The sequence below is a fragment of the Pseudomonas sp. A1230 genome, assembly GCF_044218825.1.
GTDB lineage: Bacteria > Pseudomonadota > Gammaproteobacteria > Pseudomonadales > Pseudomonadaceae > Aquipseudomonas > Aquipseudomonas iridis.
In genome coordinates this window covers 427,603-446,336 of sequence record NZ_CP162582.1, presented here as the reverse complement: position 1 = coordinate 446,336, position 18,734 = coordinate 427,603, and the positions used below count along the sequence as shown (strand labels likewise).

Here is an 18,734-nt window from a genome sequence, read left to right as displayed (position 1 = left end):
TGTTCAACACCGACCCTGTGGGAGCTGGCTTGCCAGCGATGAGGCCATCAAATTCACTGAAAATTTCAGCCGATCCAACATCCAGAAACAATTAAGCAGCCGTTAGGCGGCTTACTAAACTGTGCTCGTTACGTTTACGTCACCGTTATGCCACCCCTGCCTGTGGCGAATCTCTACGGCAACGTGCCATCACGCTACTCGGCTACACACTTTCTTCGGATGATGTAGCGCACCAATAAGGTGCGCACGCTTATTCGCCTGCCCTTTCCTGGATCAAAATCCACGGGCTGACCACTACCGCCCACAGCACAGGGTCACGCTCGAAAAGATCCAGCGCCCGCGATTCAGACAGCTTGGCGACCTTGTCTTCGGCCAGCCAGGCAGCGACTTTCTCGCCTTCATCCGAGGCCACGGCTTCAGCCGCGGCGATCAGATCCAGGCTCGGGTCGACCCACAATAGGGCACCCTTGGCGAAGAACGGCTCCAGCTCCTTCCAGGTAATAGATGCGGTTTCACCAAGCAGCTTGGCATAGAGGGTGCTAGGTTCTTGGTTCATGGGTTCTGTCCGGAAAAGAAATCGACGCGAATAATAACGTCGGTGGTCCGCCAGAAAAACCCGGTTGCAAAAAGCTGCACCGAACGAAAAGCGCAGGAAGGCCAAGGAATGCTGTTGATTGGGATATATGCCCACGAACGCCCCGCCGCAATTCTGTCTTTTTCATTCAAAAATGCGACACCCTCAAGTTTTGTCCCTCGGCGCCTGCTTCCCAGGCCAACAACCGGCGCTCTACACTGTACCGGTACAGTTGCCGAGGGCATTTCCGGAAGGTATCGCAAAGATATCTGACCCGGTTCTGCTGCTACGGCGCCAGAACTCAAAAAAAAATTACAACAGTAAGAGTGGAGCACTATGACTAAGGCTACTAAGCAGATTTCCAAACTGTTTGCCGCTATGGTTCTGGCCGGGGTTGCCAGCCATTCGTTCGCAGCTGACACCATCAAAATCGGTATCGCCGGTCCCAAGACCGGTCCAGTAGCCCAATACGGCGACATGCAGTTCAGTGGCGCGAAAATGGCCATCGAACAGATCAACGCCAAGGGCGGCGTCGACGGCAAGAACCTCGAAGCCGTTGAATACGACGATGCCTGCGATCCAAAACAAGCGGTAGCGGTTGCGAACAAGGTCGTCAACGACGGCGTCAAGTTCGTGGTCGGTCACCTGTGCTCCAGCTCCACTCAACCGGCTTCGGACATCTACGAAGACGAAGGCGTGATCATGATCACCCCGGCTGCCACCAGCCCGGACATCACCGCACGTGGTTACAAAATGATCTTCCGTACTATCGGTCTGGACAGCGCCCAGGGCCCTGCCGCCGGTAACTACATCGCCGATCACGTCAAACCGAAAATCGTCGGCGTGCTGCACGACAAGCAGCAGTACGGTGAAGGCATCGCCACTGCCGTCAAATCGACCCTTGAGAAGAAAGGCACCAAAGTTGCCGTGTTCGAAGGCGTCAACGCCGGCGACAAGGACTTCTCGGCAATCATTGCCAAACTCAAGCAAGCCAACGTCGACTTCGTTTACTACGGCGGCTACCACCCGGAGCTGGGCCTGATCCTGCGCCAGGCTCAGGAAAAAGGCCTGAAAGCCAAGTTCATGGGTCCGGAAGGCGTGGGTAACGACTCGATCACCCAGATCGCCAAAGACGCTGCTGAAGGCCTGCTGGTGACCCTGCCGAAATCCTTCGACCAGGACCCTGCCAACATCGCCCTGGCTGATGCATTCAAAGCGAAGAAAGAAGACCCGAGCGGCCCGTTCGTGTTCCCGTCCTACTCGGCCGTGACCCTGATCGCCGAAGGCATCAAGGCTGCCAAGTCCGAAGACCCGACCAAAGTGGCGGAAGCCATTCACGCCGGCACCTTCAAGACCCCGACTGGCGACCTGAGCTACGACGCCAAGGGCGACCTCAAGGACTTCAAATTCGTAGTCTACGAGTGGCACAACGGCAAACCTAAAACTGAAGTTTCGCCTCAGTAAGGCATTGCCAGACTGACTGCCAATAAAGCCCACGGCGTGCCGTGGGCTTTGTTTTACGAATGTATAGGGCCGCGCTGGCGTGATCCGCCAGTCTCCCCACCTGAAAATCTCAAAACCGTCATCAGCGGTTCGCTGGCAAAACCCGGATTCGAAGTGGATAAAGATCCACGGGGCCGGGCGGGAAAATGACTCCACCAGTGAAATGCGTATCAGGTTTTTAGGAGCGCTGTAATGCCTGACATCTATCACTTCTTCCAACAGCTGGTTAACGGCCTGAACGTTGGCAGCATGTATGCCCTGATCGCCATCGGCTACACGATGGTTTACGGCATCATTGGAATGATCAACTTCGCCCACGGCGAGGTGTACATGATTGGCTCCTACGTGGCGTTCATCGCCATCGCCGGGCTCACCATGATGGGACTCGACAGTGTCCCGCTGTTGATGACGGCGGCGTTCATCGCCAGCATCGTCGTTACCAGTTCCTACGGTTACAGCATCGAACGGATCGCCTACCGCCCCCTGCGCGGCAGCAACCGTCTGATCCCGCTGATTTCCGCCATCGGTATGTCGATCTTCCTGCAGAACACGGTTCTGCTGGCGCAAGACTCCAAGGACAAAGCTATCCCCAACCTGATTCCGGGCAACATCGTCTTCGGGCCAGGTGGCGCACAAGAAGTGCTGATTTCCTACATGCAGATCGTGGTGTTCGTGGTCACGTTGATCGCCATGCTCGGCCTGACACTGTTCATCTCTCGCTCTCGTCTGGGTCGCGCCTGCCGCGCCTGTGCCGAAGACATCAAGATGGCCAACCTGCTCGGCATCAACACCAACAACATCATCGCCCTGACCTTCGTCATTGGTGCTGCGCTGGCGGCCGTCGCGGCTGTGCTGCTGAGCATGCAATACGGGGTGATCAACCCGAACGCCGGTTTCCTCGTCGGCCTCAAAGCCTTCACCGCCGCGGTACTGGGCGGGATCGGCAGCATCCCCGGCGCCATGCTCGGCGGGTTGGTGCTTGGGGTGGCGGAAGCTTTCGGTGCCGATATCTTCGGCGACCAGTACAAGGACGTCGTGGCTTTCGGCTTGTTGGTTCTGGTGCTGTTGTTCCGTCCGACCGGCATTCTGGGCCGTCCGGAGGTTGAGAAAGTATGACTAGGAATCTGAAACAGGCACTGTTCAGTGCCTTGCTGGTGTGGGCCGTGGCCTACCCGGTACTGGGTCTGAAACTGACCATCGTCGGCATCAATCTGGAAGTGCACAACACCAGCACGGCTGTTCTGGCGACCATCGCCATCTGCTCGGTGCTGATGTTCCTGCGCGTGCTGTTCAACCAGCAGATCAGCAAGGCCTGGCGTTCCTCGCCGGGCATGCCGCTGATCCCGGCCAAGGCCAGCAACTTCCTGACCCTGCCGACCACCCAGCGCTATTTCATCATTGCGCTGATCCTGCTGGCGCTGGTGTGGCCGTTCTTCGGCTCCCGTGGCGCGGTGGACATTGCAACGCTGATCCTGATCTACGTGATGCTCGGCCTGGGCCTGAATATCGTCGTCGGTCTGGCCGGTCTGCTCGACCTTGGTTACGTCGGCTTCTACGCCGTCGGCGCCTACAGCTACGCGCTGTTGTCGCACTACTACGGCCTGAGCTTCTGGATCTGCCTGCCGATTGCCGGCCTGATGGCGGCGACGTTCGGATTCCTGCTGGGCTTCCCGGTATTGCGTTTGCGCGGTGACTATCTGGCGATCGTGACCCTCGGCTTCGGCGAGATCATCCGTCTGTTCCTGCGTAACCTGACCGACATCACGGGTGGCCCGAACGGCATCAGCAACATCGACAAGCCAACGTTCTTCGGCCTGACCTTCGAACGCAAAGCTGCAGAAGGGATGCAAACCTTCCACGAGTATTTCGGCCTGCAGTACAACTCGATCAACAAGGTGATCTTCCTTTACCTCGTTGCCCTGTTGCTGGCGCTGGCAGCACTGTTCGTCATCAACCGCCTGCTGCGCATGCCGATCGGCCGTGCGTGGGAAGCGCTGCGAGAAGACGAAATCGCTTGCCGCGCGCTGGGTCTCAACCCAACCGTGATCAAGCTTTCCGCGTTCACCCTCGGTGCTGCGTTCGCCGGTTTTGCCGGCAGCTTCTTCGCCGCCCGCCAAGGCCTGGTGACACCGGAGTCGTTCACCTTCATCGAGTCGGCGATCATTCTCGCCATCGTCGTGTTGGGTGGCATGGGCTCGCAGCTGGGCGTGATCCTCGCTGCCGTGGTGATGATCCTGTTGCCGGAAATGATGCGTGAGTTCAGTGAGTACCGCATGTTGATGTTCGGTGCCCTGATGGTGTTGATGATGATCTGGCGTCCACAAGGTCTGCTGCCGATGCAACGCCCACACATGGAGTTGCGAAAATGAGCCGCGAGATCCTTAAAGTTGAAAACCTGAGCATGCGCTTCGGCGGCTTGCTGGCGGTCAACGGCGTGGCCCTGACCGTGAAGGAAAAACAGGTGGTTGCATTGATCGGGCCGAACGGCGCGGGCAAGACCACCGTGTTCAACTGCCTGACCGGTTTCTACCAGCCTAGCGGCGGCAGCATCCTGCTCGACGGCGAGCCGATTCAGGGCCTGCCGGGCCACAAGATCGCCCTCAAAGGCGTGGTGCGCACCTTCCAGAACGTGCGGTTGTTCAAGGACATGACGGCGGTCGAGAACCTGTTGATCGCCCAGCACCGTCACCTGAACACCAACTTCCTGTCCGGCCTGTTCAAGACCCCGGCGTTCCGCAAAAGCGAGCGCGAGGCGATGGAATTTGCCGAGTACTGGCTGGATAAGGTCAACCTCAAAGAGTTCGCCAACCGTACTGCCGGCACCCTGGCGTACGGTCAGCAACGTCGTCTGGAAATCGCCCGCTGCATGATGACCCGTCCGCGGATCCTCATGCTCGACGAACCGGCCGCCGGCCTGAACCCGAAGGAAACCGAAGACCTCAAAGCGCTGATCAGCATGCTGCGTGAAGAGCACAACGTCACCGTGCTGCTGATCGAGCACGACATGAAACTGGTCATGAGCATTTCCGACCACATCGTTGTGATCAACCAGGGCACGCCTCTGGCCGACGGCACGCCGGAACAGATCCGCGACAATCCTGAAGTGATCAAAGCCTACCTGGGGGAAGCGTAAATGCTGCAGTTCGAAAACGTTTCCACCTTCTACGGCAAGATCCAGGCCCTGCACAGCGTCAACGTCGAAGTCCGTCAGGGCGAGATCGTGACCCTGATCGGCGCCAACGGTGCCGGCAAGTCCACGCTGCTGATGACGCTGTGCGGTTCGCCGCAAGCGCACAGCGGCAGCATCCGCTACATGGGTGAGGAACTGATCGGCCAGGACTCGTCGCAGATCATGCGCAAGAGCATTGCCGTGGTCCCGGAAGGTCGTCGGGTGTTTGCCCGTCTGACCGTTGAAGAAAACCTCGCCATGGGCGGATTCTTCACAGACAAGGGCGACTATCAGGAACAGATGGACAAGGTTCTCGGACTTTTCCCACGCCTGAAAGAACGCTTTGCCCAACGCGGCGGCACCATGTCCGGTGGCGAACAGCAAATGCTCGCCATCGGCCGTGCGCTGATGAGCAAGCCGAAACTGCTGCTGCTCGACGAGCCATCACTGGGTCTGGCACCGATCATCATCCAGCAGATCTTCGACATCATCGAACAGCTGCGCAAGGACGGTGTGACGGTGTTCCTGGTCGAGCAGAACGCCAACCAGGCGCTGAAAATCGCCGACCGTGCGTACGTTCTGGAGAACGGCCGCGTGGTCATGCAAGGCACCGGTGAAGCGCTGCTGACCGACCCGAAAGTGCGCGAGGCGTATCTCGGCGGTTGATGGGTTGCGCCAAACAAAAAAACGGCCTTCGGGCCGTTTTTTTGTGCCCGTCAAATCCCCCCCCCTCGGCAGCTCCTACACAGGGATGGCGTATTTTCTGAAAAAGATTTGTACGGGGCTGTAACGCATTGCCATGTCATTTCTCTAGAGGGACAAGCAAGCACATTTCGCTTGTAAAACCCCAAGCTGAATCTGGAGAAACACCATGACTGCTACTACCCGCACCCTGTCCGCCACCGCACTGGTTCTGGCCCTTGGCTCCGCGCTGAGCATCGCTAGCGTTTCGACCGCTCAAGCTGCCGACACCAAAATGGAAAAATGCTTCGGCGTGGCATTGAAAGGCAAGAACGATTGCGCTGCGGGCGCTGGTACCACTTGTGCCGGCACCTCGAAAATGGATTATCAGGCCAACGCCTGGAAACTCGTTCCGGAAGGCACCTGCGCCACCACCGAGAGCAAAACCTCGCCGACCGGCTTCGGTCAGATGACCGAGTTCAAAGCCAAGTCCTGATCTGCCGCCTGCCTGAGTGACGATCATGTTCACACCCCACGACCATGCCCTCCCCCGCACTCAGGCAGCCTGCGCAGCGCTCCCGCCCCGTGCCGGGCTGGGGCTCAAGACCGGGCACTTTCGCGAAGTGCTCGGTTCGCAGCCGGACATCGGCTTTTTCGAAGTCCACGCCGAAAACTACATGGTTGCCGGCGGTCCGTTTCATCATTTTCTCGGTTTGATTCGCGAGCAATATCCGTTATCGCTGCACGGTGTCGGACTGTCCATCGGCGCTGAAGGGCCACTGGATGTTCAGCATTTGCAGCGTCTCGGCGAGTTGATCGAACGCTATCAACCGCAATCCTTTTCCGAACATCTGGCATGGTCGAGCCACGGCCCGGTGTTCCTCAATGACCTGTTGCCACTGGCGTATGACGAGCCGACGCTGAAACGTGTTTGCGAGCATATCGACCAAGTGCAGAACACCCTCAAACGCCCCATGCTGCTGGAGAATCCAGCGACGTATCTGGCCTTCCGGCATTCGACCATCGACGAAGCAGATTTCATTGCCGAAGTGATCCGTCGCAGCGGCTGCGGTTTGCTGCTCGACGTCAACAACGTCTACGTGTCGTGCGTGAATCATCAGCGCGATCCCTTGGCCTACCTCGATGCGTTGCCGTTGCACGCGGTCGGCGAAATTCATCTGGCCGGTTTTGCCGAAGATTCCGACAGCCTCGGCGACCGCTTGCTGATCGACGATCACGGCGCGCCCATTGATCAAGCGGTCTGGGATTTGTATCGCCAAGTGCTGGAGCGCATTGGCCCGGTGGCGACGCTGATCGAGCGTGACAATCAGGTGCCGCCGTTCAACGTGTTGCTGGCCGAAGCGCAACAGGCCGATGAGTTGTTGCAGCGTGTGAGGCGTTCGTCATGAGCACTCACGCCGCTTTCTGCGCCGCGCTGCTCAACCCTGGATCGCCCTGCCCCGAAGGTTTGTGCAGTGCCAACGGCGCCGATCCTGAGAGCCGTTTCGCGGTGTATCGCAACAACGTGCAGAGTTCGTTGATCAACGCGTTGGCGGACAGTTGCCCGGTGGTCATGCAATTGGTTGGCGAGGCATTCTTTCGCGCCATGGCGGCCATTTTCGTCCAGGGCCAGCCGCCGCGAAGTCCGTTGATGAGCCGTTACGGCGAAGATTTTGCGGATTTCATAGCCGCGTTTGAACCAGCCTGCAGCGTGCCCTATCTGGCCGACATCGCGCGCCTGGAACACTTGCGCACCCGCGCCTACCACGCCGCCGATGCCGAGCCAGTGCGCCCGGAACAGATCACCGCGGCCCTGAACGCCCCGCAGGTATTGAGCGAGCTGCGTTTCGAACTGCATCCGTCCATGCACCTGCTTGATTCAGCCTATGCCGTGATTGCGATCTGGGCGGCGCACCAGCAGGAGGCAACACTCGCCGGCATCGACATCAGCCGTGAACAGCACGCTCTGGTACTGCGCAACGGCCTGGAGGTTGAAGTGTTTGCGCTCGAGCCCGGCGCCAGCACGTTCATTCGCCATTTGATCGAAGGCCAGCCACTGCTGGCGGCGGCAGAAAACAGTCCGCCATTCGATCTGGCCCAAACCCTCGGTCTGCTGATCGCGCACAACGCCATCACTCATCTGAAACTCAAGGAACAGCCATGAATAACCTGATCATCCGCGCCATCGCGCTGCTGGAAAAAATCCCCCACAGCCTGATCGCTTTTCTTGCACGCTTCTCGATTGCGGCGGTGTTCTGGAAATCCGGGCAAACCAAGGTCGAAGGCCTGGCCATCGATCTGATCGACGGCACCTTTCAATTGGGCTGGCCACACTTGGCCGGCTCGACGATTCCGCTGTTCGAAAGCGAGTACCACGTGCCGCTGCTTTCGCCCGAAATCGCCGCGCACATGGCCGCGTTTGCCGAGCATTTCTTTCCTGTTCTGATCCTGCTCGGTTTCGCTACACGCTTTTCGGCGTTGGCGCTGCTGGGCATGACCCTGACCATTCAGTTGTTTGTGTACCCGGATGCATACCCGACCCACGGCACCTGGGCGGCGGTGTTGCTTTACTTGATGGCAACCGGGCCGGGCAAGCTCTCGATCGATCACCTGATCGCCCGCCGATTCGCAAGCTGAGCAATTGCGTGTGGGAGCGAGCCTGCTCGCGAATACGATTTCACATTCAGCAAATGTGTTGCGCCATGTACGGCTTTCGCGAGCAGGCTCGCTCCCACGGAATTAGTGCTGAAGGCGGTCGAGCGCCTCGCCGCTGCGCTTGAACCAGCCGATCAAATAATCTGCCAATACCTGCGTGCGTTTAGGCAACCCGCCTTGATACGGGTGCACCAGATACATCGGCATGCGCCGGGTCTGGTAGTCGCGCAGGAGCCAGCGCAATCGCCCGTCAGCCAATTCTTCCTGCAGCAGGTACGACGGCAACCGGGCGATGCCGGCGCCGGTGAGAGCGGCTTTCTTCAGCAAATTGTAATGGTTGCTGGCGAACGGCCCCGACACCCGCACGCGCAGTAATTCGTGTTGCTGGTGGTACAACCATTCCTCGCGACCGCTGTAATGGCTGTTGAGCAAACAGCGGTGTTCGGCCAGCGCCTGCGGCGTCATTGGCTCGCCGAAGCGCTCGAGATAGTCAGGACTGGCACACGTCATTTCCTGCCAGGCCAGCAGCGGTTTGGCCACCAGCCGTTGGTCATTGGCGACTTCGCTACGAATCGCCAGGTCAAATCCATCCCGCGAAAGATCGCGATAGCTGTTGTTCAGTTCCAGCTCGATCTGCACTTCGGGGTATTGCTGCGAGAAATCCAGTAGCAGACCGTCGAAGAAGGTTTCCCCCAGCGAAACCGGAACCGTCATACGCACCGGGCCGGCCATGTCGTCCTTCAACCGCGCCAATGCCTGACGTGCCCTTTCCACTTGGGCTACAAGTGCCTGCGCCTGTGGCAACAATGCCGCACCGGCAGCGGTCAGGCTCAAACGTCGGGTCGTACGCTGTAGCAAGACCACGGAAAACCGCGCTTCCAGCTGACTGATGCGCTTGGACAACTGGCCTTTGCTGCAACCCAGTTGCTGCGCTGCCAAGGTGAAACTGCCAGCCTCGATCAACACGGCAAACGCGGCCAGATCATCCATTTCGCTCACGGATTGTTTCCATTTGAAAACCAAAGGTTGCCCATTAGCGCGTTTATCCGCAGGAAAAACCACTCTAGATTGAAACCTCGTTCAATCACTTGAGGCACAGCACGATGAAAATTCTGTTGATAGGCGCTGGCGGCACCATCGGTTCGGCCGTGGATAAAGAATTGTCGCAACGCCACGAGGTCATTCGTATCGGTCGTACCAGAGGTGACTATCACGTCGATATCAGCGACAGCGCGTCGATCCGCAAGCTCTTCGAGCAGACCGGCAAGTTCGATGCACTGATCTGCGCCGCCGGCAACGTGACATTCGCCCCGCTGGGAGAAATGAGTGAAGACAGCTTCGCACTCGGCCTCAAAGACAAACTGATGGGTCAGGTCAATCTGCTGTTGATCGGCCGTGAATTCGCCAATGACGGCGCCTCGTTCACATTCACCACTGGGGTGCTCAGCCACGATCCGATCCGCAGTGGCGCCTCGGCTGCACTGGTCAACGGTGCGCTGGACAGCTTCGTCCGTGCCGCCGCCATCGAACTGCCGCGCGGTTTGCGAGTGAACTCGATCAGCCCGAACGTTTTGCTGGAAGCGATGGGTAAATACGCCCCGTATTTCCGAGGCTACAAGCCCGTTCCTGCGGCGGATGTGGCGTTGGCCTACGCCAAAAGTGTCGAAGGCTTGCAGACAGGCCAGACATTTCACGTCGGTTGATGAGACTTAGTTGATCAGGGTCGGCAAAAGTCTTTTGGCCAAGGGGCGTTCTATCGATATCCGGAACCTCTCCCTCAAAACGGAATGCACCGTTACCGTGGTGACCGGCAGGCCATTGATCGATACGGTCAATGGCTGCCCCATCGCTGCAAGGCTCACTTGTTGAGCGCGCTTCGCCGCTTCGGCCGTCAGGGTGACTGATAATTCGACGTGGTCCGGGTTGGCCCCGTCTTGATCCTCGAGCAGTATTTGCAGCCGTTTGAAGTCTGCAGAAGAGGTAAATTGGAGGTCGGCTGCCTGGCCAGCGCCGGCTCCCGCCATCATCAGCAGCAACATCATGGTTTTCCATTGCATCCAAATCTCCTTCGCCACCGCTCCTCGACAGCGCATCACTATGCAATGACGCTGGAGGCCACTCAATAGCGTTTACACAAACCTTGTGATCGGCGGCTGGCCTCAGTAACGTGGCGGCACTTGTCTGGAGAGTCGAAGATGCGTGTTGCCCGTTCGTTAGTCCTTGTTGCCCTGTTGCCGTTGTTCGCCGCGTGCCAGTTGTTCGATGGCCAGCGTGAAAGTGCCTCCCATGTGGGGCAGACACGGATGCAGGGGCAACTGACCGCTGCCGACGGCAAACTGGTGTTCCAGTCGTGTCAGGATCAGCGTCAATACGTGGTCAACGACATCGGCGGCACTAGCGTCTTGCAAGAGGCCGCTACCCTCGCCGATGAACAAGGCAAGCTGTTCGCCGACGTGCGCGGCAAGGTCGCCGGCGACCGACTCGATCTGACTCAGTTGTATCGCGTCGAGCGCTCGGGCACGGCCTGCGATGACCCCAATTTCAAGCTATTGATCCTGCGTGCTGCCGGCCATGGCCCGGAATGGAACGTCAAGGTCAGCGGCAAAGGCATGGTCATCGACCGCGACGGTCAGCCACCACTCGCCGTGCCGTATGTTGAAGAACAATTGGGCGATGGCCGCTTCAATCTGAGCAGTGAAGCCAACAATCAGCGCATCGAATTGTGGGTCGCACCGCAGCGCTGCGTCGACAGCAGCACTGGCAGCGTGCAGCACATGAGCGCCGAGTTGCGCATCGATGGCCAGGTGCAGCGCGGCTGCGGGTATTTCGGCGGATCGCGTAACGACTGAGTGTTTTAGCCTCACCGGATCCGGCCTTTGCGGCTTATAATCCCGGCCTTCAAACGCCCTGGCGCAGTTGTGCGCCCCGCGAACCCGGATCCTCGCCATGTTACGAATCACTGAACTCAAGCTGCCAATCGATCATCCCGAAGAAGACCTGCGCGTTGCCATCGTGCAGCGTCTGGGCATCGCCAGCGATGACTTGCTCGATTTCACCTTGTTCAAGCGCAGCTACGACGCGCGCAAAAAGTCCTCCGAACTGTGCTTCATCTACACCATCGACCTCAACGTAAGCGACGAGGCCAAGGTGTTGGGCAAGTTCGCCGACGACCGTAACGTCAACGTGGCGCCGGATGTCAGCTACAAATTCGTCGGCCAGGCGCCGAGTGACCTGAACCAGCGCCCGATCGTGGTCGGTTTCGGCCCCTGCGGAATCTTCGCCGGCCTGCTGCTGGCGCAAATGGGCTTCAAGCCGATCGTTCTGGAACGCGGCACCGAAGTGCGCCAGCGCACCAAGGACACCTGGGGCCTGTGGCGTAAAAGTGTGCTTAACCCTGAGTCCAACGTGCAGTTCGGCGAAGGCGGCGCGGGTACATTCTCCGACGGCAAGCTGTACAGCCAGATCAAGGATCCGAAGTTCCTTGGCCGCAAGGTTCTGCACGAGTTCGTCAAGGCCGGCGCACCGGAAGAAATCCTCTACGTCAGCAAGCCGCACATCGGTACGTTCCGTCTGACCGGCATGGTTGAAAACATGCGCGAGCAGATCCGCGAACTGGGTGGCGAAGTACGCTTCCAGGAGCGCGTCAGCGACGTGCTCATCGAAGACGGAGAATTGGTCGGTGTGCAACTGGCCAGCGGCGAAACCCTGCACTCCAGACATGTGGTTCTGGCCCTCGGCCACAGCGCCCGCGACACGTTCCGCATGCTCCACAGCCGTGGCGTGTTCATGGAAGCCAAGCCGTTCTCGGTAGGCTTCCGTATTGAACATCCGCAATCGCTGATCGACCGTGCGCGTCTGGGCAAATACGCCGGCCACCCGAAACTCGGCGCCGCCGACTACAAACTGGTGCACCACGCCAAGAACGGCCGCTCGGTCTACAGCTTCTGCATGTGCCCAGGCGGCACCGTGGTGGCGGCGACTTCCGAGCCGAACCGGGTGGTCACCAACGGCATGAGCCAATATTCGCGTAACGAGCGCAATGCCAACTCCGGCATCGTTGTCGGCATCACCCCGGAAGTCGATTATCCGGGCGGCCCGCTGGCCGGGATCGAGTTGCAGGAACGCCTGGAATCCCACGCGTTCATCCTCGGCGGCAGCGATTACAAGGCTCCGGCGCAACTGGTCGGAGATTTCATCAACGACATTCCTTCGACCGAACTGGGTGAAGTCGAACCGTCGTACAAGCCGGGGGTCGCGCTGGGTGATCTGTCGCTGGCTCTGCCGGATTTCGCTATTGAAGCGATCCGCGAAGCCTTGCCGGCGTTCGAGAAGCAGATTCGCGGTTACTCGCTGCACGATGCGGTGTTGACCGGGATCGAGACGCGCACCTCGTCGCCACTGCGCATCACGCGCAACGAAACGCTGCAGAGCATGAACGTGAAGGGTTTGTTCCCCGCCGGTGAAGGTGCGGGCTATGCGGGCGGGATTCTGTCGGCGGGCGTGGACGGAATTCGGATTGCCGAAGCCGTGGCTCGGGACATTCTGGGCCTCAAAGCGTAAATCTCAAGATCAAAAGATCGCAGCCTTCGGCAGCTCCTACAGGAATGTATTCTCTTGTAGGAGCTGCCGAAGGCTGCGATCTTTTTGCTTTTAAATGTTGGCGCGCAGGACTGAGGTTGGTAATGCCTCACCGCGTTCGGCACTCGCCGCCACTGCCTCGATCAACTCGTCCAGCTCATACCCCTGAGCCTTGAGCCATTGCTGATCGTAGTAGGTGTCGGCATAACGCTCGCCGCCATCGCACAGAATCGCCACGATCGACCCCGACTCCCCCGCCGCTTTCATCTGCTGCGCCGCCATCAGTGCGCCAATCAGATTGGTCCCGCTCGACCCACCGACGTGCCGTCCCAGCCGCTGCGCCAGATAATGCATGGCCGCCAGTGACAAGGCGTCCGGTACCTTGACCATCGCATCGATCACTTTGGGCAGGAAGGAAGCCTCCACCCGTGGCCGACCGATGCCTTCGATCCGCGAACCGCAATCCAGGCGCAGGCTGGCGTCGCCAGTCTGGTAGTAATCGAAGAACACCGAACGTTCGGCGTCCGCACACAACACGCGGGTGCAGTGCTGGCGATAGCGTACGTAACGGCCGAGGGTTGCGGTGGTGCCGCCGGTGCCGGGGCTGGAAATCAGCCAGCTCGGCTCGGGATGCTGCTCGTAGCGCATCTGCTGGAAAATCGATTCGGCGATATTGTTGTTCGCCCGCCAGTCGGTGGCGCGCTCGGCATAGGTGAACTGGTCGATGAAGTGGCCGCCGTGCTCGCGAGCCAGGCGTTCGGATTCGGCGTAGATCTGCGTCGGATCTTTCACCAGGTGGCTTTGCCCACCGTAGAAAGCGATCTGGGCAATTTTCTCTTTGGACGTGGTCGCCGGCATCACTGCAATGAACGGCAGACCCAGCATGCGCGCGAAATACGCTTCGGAAATCGCCGTCGAACCGCTGGACGCTTCGATCACCGGCGCACCGGGTTTAAGCCAGCCGTTACACAGTGCATAGAGGAACAATGAGCGGGCCAGGCGGTGCTTGAGGCTTCCGGTCGGATGACTGGATTCGTCTTTGAAGTACAACTCGATGCCCGCAAAACCCGGCAACGGCAAGGGAATCAGGTGGGTGTCGGCGCTACGCTGAAAATCCGCTTCAATGATGCGGATGGCTTCGCGGGCCCACTGTCGGGTGTCGCTCATGGTCAGGGTTCTCGGTCGAATCGGGCAGGAGTTCAGCCTCCTCGAAGGCTCTCTCGCAAGCTTAGAAAAATTCCTGCATCGCGCACAGATACAGCTGAGTCTCAATGTGCCAGGCAACTGCTAGGCTGACCTTGGCTTTGCAGCAGACGCGTTGTAACGACATATAACAAAAAAGAATATAACTTTTGTTTTAACAACTAACGGTACGGGTTAGGGTGTTCCACCTTTTTGACTTATCGATGGAGAGCGACCTTGCCTCTGCGTAGCACTTTCACGCGTTTCTTTCAGTTGGAAGCTGCCAGCGGTCTATTACTGATCGCCGCGGCCATCCTCGCTTTGATTATCAACAACTCACAGCTTTCGTGGCTGTACAGCGGCCTGCTCGACACCCCCGTGGTGGCGCAGATCGGTGCGTTGAAAATCGCTAAACCCCTGCTGCTGTGGATCAACGACGGCTTGATGGCGCTGTTCTTCCTGCTGATCGGCCTGGAAGTGAAGCGCGAGGTGCTCGACGGTCAGTTGTCCAAGCCATCGCAGCTCGTCCTGCCCGGCGCGGCCGCTATTGGCGGCATGCTGGTGCCGGCGCTGATCTACTGGTTCCTAAACCGCGACAACCCTGCTGCCCTCGACGGCTGGGCGATTCCGACCGCCACCGACATCGCCTTCGCCCTCGGCGTGCTGGCTCTGCTAGGCAAACGCATACCGGTGTCGTTGAAGCTGTTCCTGATGACCCTGGCAATCATCGATGACCTTGGCGCCATCGTGATCATTGCAATCTTCTACTCAGGCGACCTCTCGACCCTCTCGCTGGGTCTGGCAGCGGCATGCATCGCCGCATTGGTGGCGCTGAACCGCCTCGGCGTGGTCAAGCTTGGCCCGTACATGATCATCGGCCTGATCCTGTGGGTGTGCGTACTCAAGAGCGGTGTGCACGCGACATTGGCCGGCGTAACCCTGGCCTTCTGCATTCCGCTGCGCACGAAAAACGCCGAGCCTTCGCCGCTGCTGACCCTCGAACACGCGCTGCATCCTTGGGTCGCCTACGGCATCCTGCCACTGTTCGCCTTCGCCAACGCTGGCCTGTCGCTGAGTGGCGTCACCGTCGAAAGCTTCACCCATCTCGTACCCATGGGCATTGCCGTGGGCCTGTTGGTGGGCAAGACCGTCGGTGTGTTCGGCCTGACTTGGCTGGCCGTGAAGACGGGCATCGCCGCCCTCCCTCAGGGTGCCAATTGGGGTCAGGTGCTGGGAGTCGCGATTCTTTGCGGGATTGGCTTCACCATGAGCCTGTTTGTCGGTTCGCTGGCCTTCGTTCCAGGTGCCAGCGAATACGCAGGCATGGACCGGATGGGCATTCTGACCGGCTCGCTGTTCGCCGCGTTGATTGGTTATGCGGTAACGGCGGCGGCCAGTCGCAAGAGCACGATACAAAGCGCCTGAGACGCACATTTCTACAAAAAGCAGAGCCCCTCCATGCGAAGGGGCTCTGCTCTGAACCCGGCAAGTGTGCTATATCTTTCGTAGAAACCAGTACTTTCTCAACACAGTTATCTGGAGTCAGATATGTCCCGTAAAGCAGAAAAACGCCCAATGACGGACGATCAGATTGCCGTGCAGGAGTCTCGGATTCCAGATATTGCTCTGAAGGCATTCAGCAACGCCTATAAGATGGCTCTTGCCAACGGCGCATCGGTTCTTGTTGCTAAAGATGGCCAGTTGTTTGAAGTAACAGAGAATAGCTCGATTGCTTTGCGCTCAATCGGCACCTATGGAAACCTAAAAAGCGGCACTCGCCTGCACATCAATAAATCTTCAAAACGGGTTACTTTTTGAGCACACCAAGAATACGGATATTTGCAGGCCCGAACGGATCAGGAAAAAGCACCTTCAATCGCCTCGTTCCCGCACATTTACTGGGCAATTACATAAATCCTGATGACATTGAACGCTCAATAAAAGACACCGGGTATTTTGACTTCACCTCCTATCGTATCGAAGCTCATAAAGAAGCTATCTTTGACTTTTTACGTGAGCATCCCCTACTTCAGAAATTCCCGCACTCGCTAGCAAAGCTCGATTCCCTCAAGATTGATGGTGAACGCCTAAGCTTTTCAAATACTGAAATCGACTCCTACGTCGCATCAGCGCTTTCCGATTTCATACGTAGATCATTGATCAAAGAACGCATTAGTTTTACGTTCGAAACCGTTATGTCCTCCTCGGACAAAGTCAGCCTGCTCGCCGAAGCCCATCAGTCCGGTTACAGGGTGTACGTTTATTAGGTCGCTACCGCCGATCCTCAGATCAACATTGCCAGGGTTGCCTATCGTGTATCCCAAGGCGGGCACAGCGTTCCTCCGGACAAAATAGAAGCACGTTACTGGAGATCTCTTGAGCTTCTGTCTGAAGCCATCCTGACATCCAACAGAGCGTACATTTTTGACAACTCGGACGAAGGTAGTGAAGGATTGACGCAAATAGCGGAGATCACTGATGGCGAGCTTATTGAAATCAAATCAGACATCCAGCCCCCTTGGTTCAAAGAATTCGTGCTCGTTAAATTGATTTAGTCGAACAATCCCTACCTCTTTAGCGACTCGTCCTACAGCCACAACTTTCCTGCTTCGTTAACGTCATGCAGCCCTTTCCAAGGGGCTGTCGATGGATGAACGAAAGGACGATCAGTGGCTCGCAACAAGGACATTCCCCGGGTTTCCAACCCACCCGCGGGCGACGGCCATCACGTCACTTACCGCTACATGACGGCCAGCGAACTCGCTGAACGCGACGCTCGTCAAAACGCTTATGACGCCATGTTGGCGCGGCAGGATGCTTTTGAGCGTAGCCGTGAAGTTGCCGCCAAAAAGCCTGAGCCCATCCGCGCCGGCTGCGTATTTGCCAAGTCCTGCAAGTTGCCGGACGCAATCATTGATTACTCCAATCCTTCGGGGATGGTGCCGACCGATAGTTTGAAAGACTACGGCGACCTGATTCTGCTCGGTGCTCGCGAGGCTGATGAGACCGGTGGATTTCATCTCAAGAAAATCGGTGCAACTGCCATCCCGGCAGGGTTTGGCAGTTTTGCATTGGCGGGTTCGGCTTTCGAAACACTGCCCGCGATTGTGTCCAGCGCAGTCATTACGCCATTGGTGGGCCTGGTAGCGCTGTTCATGCCATCGAGCCTTGGCGACAGCGCGCTGTATACCGATGAGCAATTGCGCGGACTTCAGCAGGCGCGAACTCGTGTTCGGTTGAGCGTCGAGCAACAGGCTGATGGAAGTTTGAAGGGCTACGGCTTCTACACCGGCAAGAACCGCGACTGGGAAATGGTCGATGTCGTGCAGTTCACCGCGCGCGGCGACCGGTTCGTCGCCGATCTGGGTGAAGGCACCGAACTGTTCTGGACGCCTGCTGTGGATGGCTCAGACATCCTCGGTATTCCAGCGCTTGAGGCTGCACCGCAAGCACCGCATATCTGGGTTTATCCACCGACGAAAGCGGCAGAGGGGATTCTGGTGAATCCGGTTTATCCGCCGGAGTACAGGGATTTCATTCTGGTGTTTCCGGTGGGGTCGGGTGTCAAACCGCTCTACATCGTAATCAACGAGGCGCGTAAAGGTTTAGCGACCGCGGGACATAGCTATCATCAACCTCCGAAAACAGAAGAAATCACCGCGTTCCCCGGTCTGAAGACCGCCAAAAAAATGAATCCGGTACAAGGTGGTGGAGGACTTCGAAAACGATGGACAGATTCAAAGGGCAAGAGAATTTACGAATGGGACTCAATGCACGGTGAACTGGAAGAATATCGTGCAAGTGATGGAGCCCATTTGGGAGCGTTTGACCCTGTGACAGGGGAACGACGAGAAGATCCCAAGCCTGAAAGAAGCATCCGAAAAAAATATTTGTGAGGTAATGATGGGACTGAAAATAGTTTTGGAGTGGTACGACAAGAGAACCGCCATTGGGCAAGGCGAGGAATTGTCCAAGGATTTAGGCGACGATGAGTCCGTACTAAATGCATTGGGGATCCCAGTGGAAAACAATATCAACAATGGAGGATTCAATGTCCTAGGACACTGGGTCGACATTATTCAGCCTTTTTTTCAGCACCCTATCGCCATGGACATATACGACTATCAAATTGCTTTTGAGTACAGCGACAACTGGTAGTACTGCACATGATCTACATCATTGAGGCCTTCGACAAAACGACTGACCTTCTCATATTCGAGGAAAAACTTCCGTGCGGACATGATGAAAAAATAAAACTCATCATGGGTTGGACGTAAGAACAATGGGGATGGGAAGGCTACGATCTTGAAGTGCATCAGTTTGAGGCGTTGGAAAAATTACTCGCCAAAAAAGTTCATGACCATCAGTGCTTTTTCCAGCTGACGTGTAACG

The 18,734-nt window shown here is 57.7% G+C and carries 21 protein-coding genes; 17 read left to right on the top strand and 4 right to left on the bottom strand.

Going from position 1 to position 18,734, the window contains the following annotated elements:
• Window positions 1-250: 250 nt before the first annotated feature.
• Complete coding sequence (locus AB4P97_RS02095; RefSeq protein WP_042557993.1) at window positions 251-556, bottom strand: DUF2288 domain-containing protein; 306 nt, start codon at window positions 554-556, stop codon at window positions 251-253.
• A 354-nt stretch (window positions 557-910) separates the two neighbouring features.
• On the opposite strand from AB4P97_RS02095, the gene AB4P97_RS02090 reads away from it, so the two are divergent.
• The 9 genes from AB4P97_RS02090 to AB4P97_RS02050 all read left to right on the top strand — a co-directional run bounded on the left by AB4P97_RS02090 (window position 911) and on the right by AB4P97_RS02050 (window position 8,564).
• On the top strand, window positions 911-2,038 hold the full coding sequence (locus tag AB4P97_RS02090; RefSeq protein ID WP_047300025.1) for a branched-chain amino acid ABC transporter substrate-binding protein: 1,128 nt from the start codon (window positions 911-913) through the stop codon (window positions 2,036-2,038).
• 231 nt (window positions 2,039-2,269) lie between these two features.
• Window positions 2,270-3,193 carry a high-affinity branched-chain amino acid ABC transporter permease LivH gene (gene livH / locus AB4P97_RS02085; RefSeq protein WP_042557991.1) on the top strand — a complete coding sequence of 308 codons (924 nt, stop codon included), beginning with the start codon at window positions 2,270-2,272 and terminating at the stop codon, window positions 3,191-3,193.
• On the top strand, window positions 3,190-4,446 hold the full coding sequence (locus tag AB4P97_RS02080) for a high-affinity branched-chain amino acid ABC transporter permease LivM (RefSeq protein WP_042557990.1): 1,257 nt from the start codon (window positions 3,190-3,192) through the stop codon (window positions 4,444-4,446). Before livH ends, AB4P97_RS02080 begins: the two co-directional genes overlap by 4 nt.
• Entirely contained in the window at window positions 4,443-5,210 is a 768-nt protein-coding gene (livG, locus tag AB4P97_RS02075) for a high-affinity branched-chain amino acid ABC transporter ATP-binding protein LivG (RefSeq protein WP_042557989.1), read from the top strand. Before AB4P97_RS02080 ends, livG begins: the two co-directional genes overlap by 4 nt.
• On the top strand, window positions 5,211-5,912 hold the full coding sequence (locus tag AB4P97_RS02070; RefSeq protein ID WP_042557988.1) for an ABC transporter ATP-binding protein: 702 nt from the start codon (window positions 5,211-5,213) through the stop codon (window positions 5,910-5,912).
• A gap of 205 nt (window positions 5,913-6,117) precedes the next feature.
• A complete protein-coding gene (locus tag AB4P97_RS02065) occupies window positions 6,118-6,423 on the top strand; it encodes a DUF2282 domain-containing protein (RefSeq protein ID WP_042557987.1) in 306 nt (101 codons plus the stop codon).
• Window positions 6,424-6,448: 25 nt separating this feature from the next.
• Window positions 6,449-7,336: a DUF692 domain-containing protein gene (locus AB4P97_RS02060; RefSeq protein ID WP_047300024.1), complete on the top strand. Its 888-nt coding sequence runs from the start codon at window positions 6,449-6,451 to the stop codon at window positions 7,334-7,336.
• Window positions 7,333-8,091, top strand: coding sequence for a DUF2063 domain-containing protein (locus AB4P97_RS02055; RefSeq protein ID WP_395602008.1), 759 nt, complete (start codon window positions 7,333-7,335; stop codon window positions 8,089-8,091). Before AB4P97_RS02060 ends, AB4P97_RS02055 begins: the two co-directional genes overlap by 4 nt.
• Window positions 8,088-8,564 carry a DoxX family protein gene (locus AB4P97_RS02050; protein ID WP_042557984.1) on the top strand — a complete coding sequence of 159 codons (477 nt, stop codon included), beginning with the start codon at window positions 8,088-8,090 and terminating at the stop codon, window positions 8,562-8,564. The genes AB4P97_RS02055 and AB4P97_RS02050 overlap by 4 nt, the downstream gene beginning before the upstream one ends.
• A gap of 102 nt (window positions 8,565-8,666) precedes the next feature.
• Here the strand turns inward: AB4P97_RS02050 and AB4P97_RS02045 are convergent, their stop codons facing one another.
• On the bottom strand, window positions 8,667-9,581 hold the full coding sequence (locus AB4P97_RS02045; RefSeq protein ID WP_047300021.1) for a LysR family transcriptional regulator: 915 nt from the start codon (window positions 9,579-9,581) through the stop codon (window positions 8,667-8,669).
• Window positions 9,582-9,685: 104 nt separating this feature from the next.
• Here AB4P97_RS02045 and AB4P97_RS02040 point away from each other — a divergent pair, with 104 nt between their 5' ends.
• Window positions 9,686-10,285 (top strand): short chain dehydrogenase, encoded by a 600-nt coding sequence (locus AB4P97_RS02040; RefSeq protein ID WP_395602007.1) that lies wholly within the window; start codon window positions 9,686-9,688, stop codon window positions 10,283-10,285.
• A gap of 6 nt (window positions 10,286-10,291) precedes the next feature.
• Here the strand turns inward: AB4P97_RS02040 and AB4P97_RS02035 are convergent, their stop codons facing one another.
• Window positions 10,292-10,639 carry a hypothetical protein gene (locus AB4P97_RS02035; RefSeq protein ID WP_395602006.1) on the bottom strand — a complete coding sequence of 116 codons (348 nt, stop codon included), beginning with the start codon at window positions 10,637-10,639 and terminating at the stop codon, window positions 10,292-10,294.
• A 138-nt stretch (window positions 10,640-10,777) separates the two neighbouring features.
• On the opposite strand from AB4P97_RS02035, the gene AB4P97_RS02030 reads away from it, so the two are divergent.
• Together AB4P97_RS02030 and AB4P97_RS02025 are read left to right on the top strand one after the other, a co-directional pair.
• The gene (locus AB4P97_RS02030; RefSeq protein ID WP_395602005.1) at window positions 10,778-11,431 is read left to right on the top strand and encodes a COG3650 family protein; all 654 of its coding nucleotides are present in this window, start codon (window positions 10,778-10,780) and stop codon (window positions 11,429-11,431) included.
• Between the two features lie 97 nt (window positions 11,432-11,528).
• Window positions 11,529-13,142 (top strand): NAD(P)/FAD-dependent oxidoreductase, encoded by a 1,614-nt coding sequence (locus AB4P97_RS02025; RefSeq protein WP_395602004.1) that lies wholly within the window; start codon window positions 11,529-11,531, stop codon window positions 13,140-13,142.
• A 90-nt stretch (window positions 13,143-13,232) separates the two neighbouring features.
• Here AB4P97_RS02025 and AB4P97_RS02020 read toward each other — a convergent pair whose 3' ends face one another.
• The gene (locus tag AB4P97_RS02020) at window positions 13,233-14,327 is read right to left on the bottom strand and encodes a PLP-dependent cysteine synthase family protein (RefSeq protein ID WP_042557978.1); all 1,095 of its coding nucleotides are present in this window, start codon (window positions 14,325-14,327) and stop codon (window positions 13,233-13,235) included.
• 252 nt (window positions 14,328-14,579) lie between these two features.
• On the opposite strand from AB4P97_RS02020, the gene nhaA reads away from it, so the two are divergent.
• The 5 genes from nhaA (at window position 14,580) to AB4P97_RS01995 (ending at window position 18,500) form a co-directional block, all read left to right on the top strand.
• On the top strand, window positions 14,580-15,767 hold the full coding sequence (gene nhaA / locus AB4P97_RS02015) for a Na+/H+ antiporter NhaA (protein ID WP_042557977.1): 1,188 nt from the start codon (window positions 14,580-14,582) through the stop codon (window positions 15,765-15,767).
• Between the two features lie 123 nt (window positions 15,768-15,890).
• Window positions 15,891-16,160, top strand: coding sequence for a hypothetical protein (locus AB4P97_RS02010; protein ID WP_042557976.1), 270 nt, complete (start codon window positions 15,891-15,893; stop codon window positions 16,158-16,160).
• The gene (locus AB4P97_RS02005) at window positions 16,157-16,609 is read left to right on the top strand and encodes a hypothetical protein (RefSeq protein WP_235378383.1); all 453 of its coding nucleotides are present in this window, start codon (window positions 16,157-16,159) and stop codon (window positions 16,607-16,609) included. Before AB4P97_RS02010 ends, AB4P97_RS02005 begins: the two co-directional genes overlap by 4 nt.
• A gap of 402 nt (window positions 16,610-17,011) precedes the next feature.
• Entirely contained in the window at window positions 17,012-18,238 is a 1,227-nt protein-coding gene (locus AB4P97_RS02000) for a colicin E3/pyocin S6 family cytotoxin (protein WP_042557975.1), read from the top strand.
• Between the two features lie 4 nt (window positions 18,239-18,242).
• Entirely contained in the window at window positions 18,243-18,500 is a 258-nt protein-coding gene (locus tag AB4P97_RS01995) for a colicin E3-like toxin immunity protein (RefSeq protein WP_395602003.1), read from the top strand.
• The last annotated feature ends 234 nt before the right edge of the window (window positions 18,501-18,734 follow it).

Excerpts from the sequence above, each read along its gene's own strand:
- AB4P97_RS02095 (WP_042557993.1), bottom strand. The coding sequence starts at position 556 with ATGAACCAAGAACCTAGCACCCTCTATGCCAAGCTGCTTGGTGAAACC.
- AB4P97_RS02090 (WP_047300025.1), top strand. The coding sequence starts at position 911 with ATGACTAAGGCTACTAAGCAGATTTCCAAACTGTTTGCCGCTATGGTT.
- livH (WP_042557991.1), top strand. The coding sequence starts at position 2,270 with ATGCCTGACATCTATCACTTCTTCCAACAGCTGGTTAACGGCCTGAAC.
- AB4P97_RS02080 (WP_042557990.1), top strand. The coding sequence starts at position 3,190 with ATGACTAGGAATCTGAAACAGGCACTGTTCAGTGCCTTGCTGGTGTGG.
- livG (WP_042557989.1), top strand. The coding sequence starts at position 4,443 with ATGAGCCGCGAGATCCTTAAAGTTGAAAACCTGAGCATGCGCTTCGGC.
- AB4P97_RS02070 (WP_042557988.1), top strand. The coding sequence starts at position 5,211 with ATGCTGCAGTTCGAAAACGTTTCCACCTTCTACGGCAAGATCCAGGCC.
- AB4P97_RS02065 (WP_042557987.1), top strand. The coding sequence starts at position 6,118 with ATGACTGCTACTACCCGCACCCTGTCCGCCACCGCACTGGTTCTGGCC.
- AB4P97_RS02060 (WP_047300024.1), top strand. The coding sequence starts at position 6,449 with ATGTTCACACCCCACGACCATGCCCTCCCCCGCACTCAGGCAGCCTGC.
- AB4P97_RS02055 (WP_395602008.1), top strand. The coding sequence starts at position 7,333 with ATGAGCACTCACGCCGCTTTCTGCGCCGCGCTGCTCAACCCTGGATCG.
- AB4P97_RS02050 (WP_042557984.1), top strand. The coding sequence starts at position 8,088 with ATGAATAACCTGATCATCCGCGCCATCGCGCTGCTGGAAAAAATCCCC.
- AB4P97_RS02040 (WP_395602007.1), top strand. The coding sequence starts at position 9,686 with ATGAAAATTCTGTTGATAGGCGCTGGCGGCACCATCGGTTCGGCCGTG.
- AB4P97_RS02035 (WP_395602006.1), bottom strand. The coding sequence starts at position 10,639 with ATGCAATGGAAAACCATGATGTTGCTGCTGATGATGGCGGGAGCCGGC.
- AB4P97_RS02030 (WP_395602005.1), top strand. The coding sequence starts at position 10,778 with ATGCGTGTTGCCCGTTCGTTAGTCCTTGTTGCCCTGTTGCCGTTGTTC.
- AB4P97_RS02025 (WP_395602004.1), top strand. The coding sequence starts at position 11,529 with ATGTTACGAATCACTGAACTCAAGCTGCCAATCGATCATCCCGAAGAA.
- AB4P97_RS02020 (WP_042557978.1), bottom strand. The coding sequence starts at position 14,327 with ATGAGCGACACCCGACAGTGGGCCCGCGAAGCCATCCGCATCATTGAA.
- AB4P97_RS02010 (WP_042557976.1), top strand. The coding sequence starts at position 15,891 with ATGTCCCGTAAAGCAGAAAAACGCCCAATGACGGACGATCAGATTGCC.
- AB4P97_RS01995 (WP_395602003.1), top strand. The coding sequence starts at position 18,243 with ATGATGGGACTGAAAATAGTTTTGGAGTGGTACGACAAGAGAACCGCC.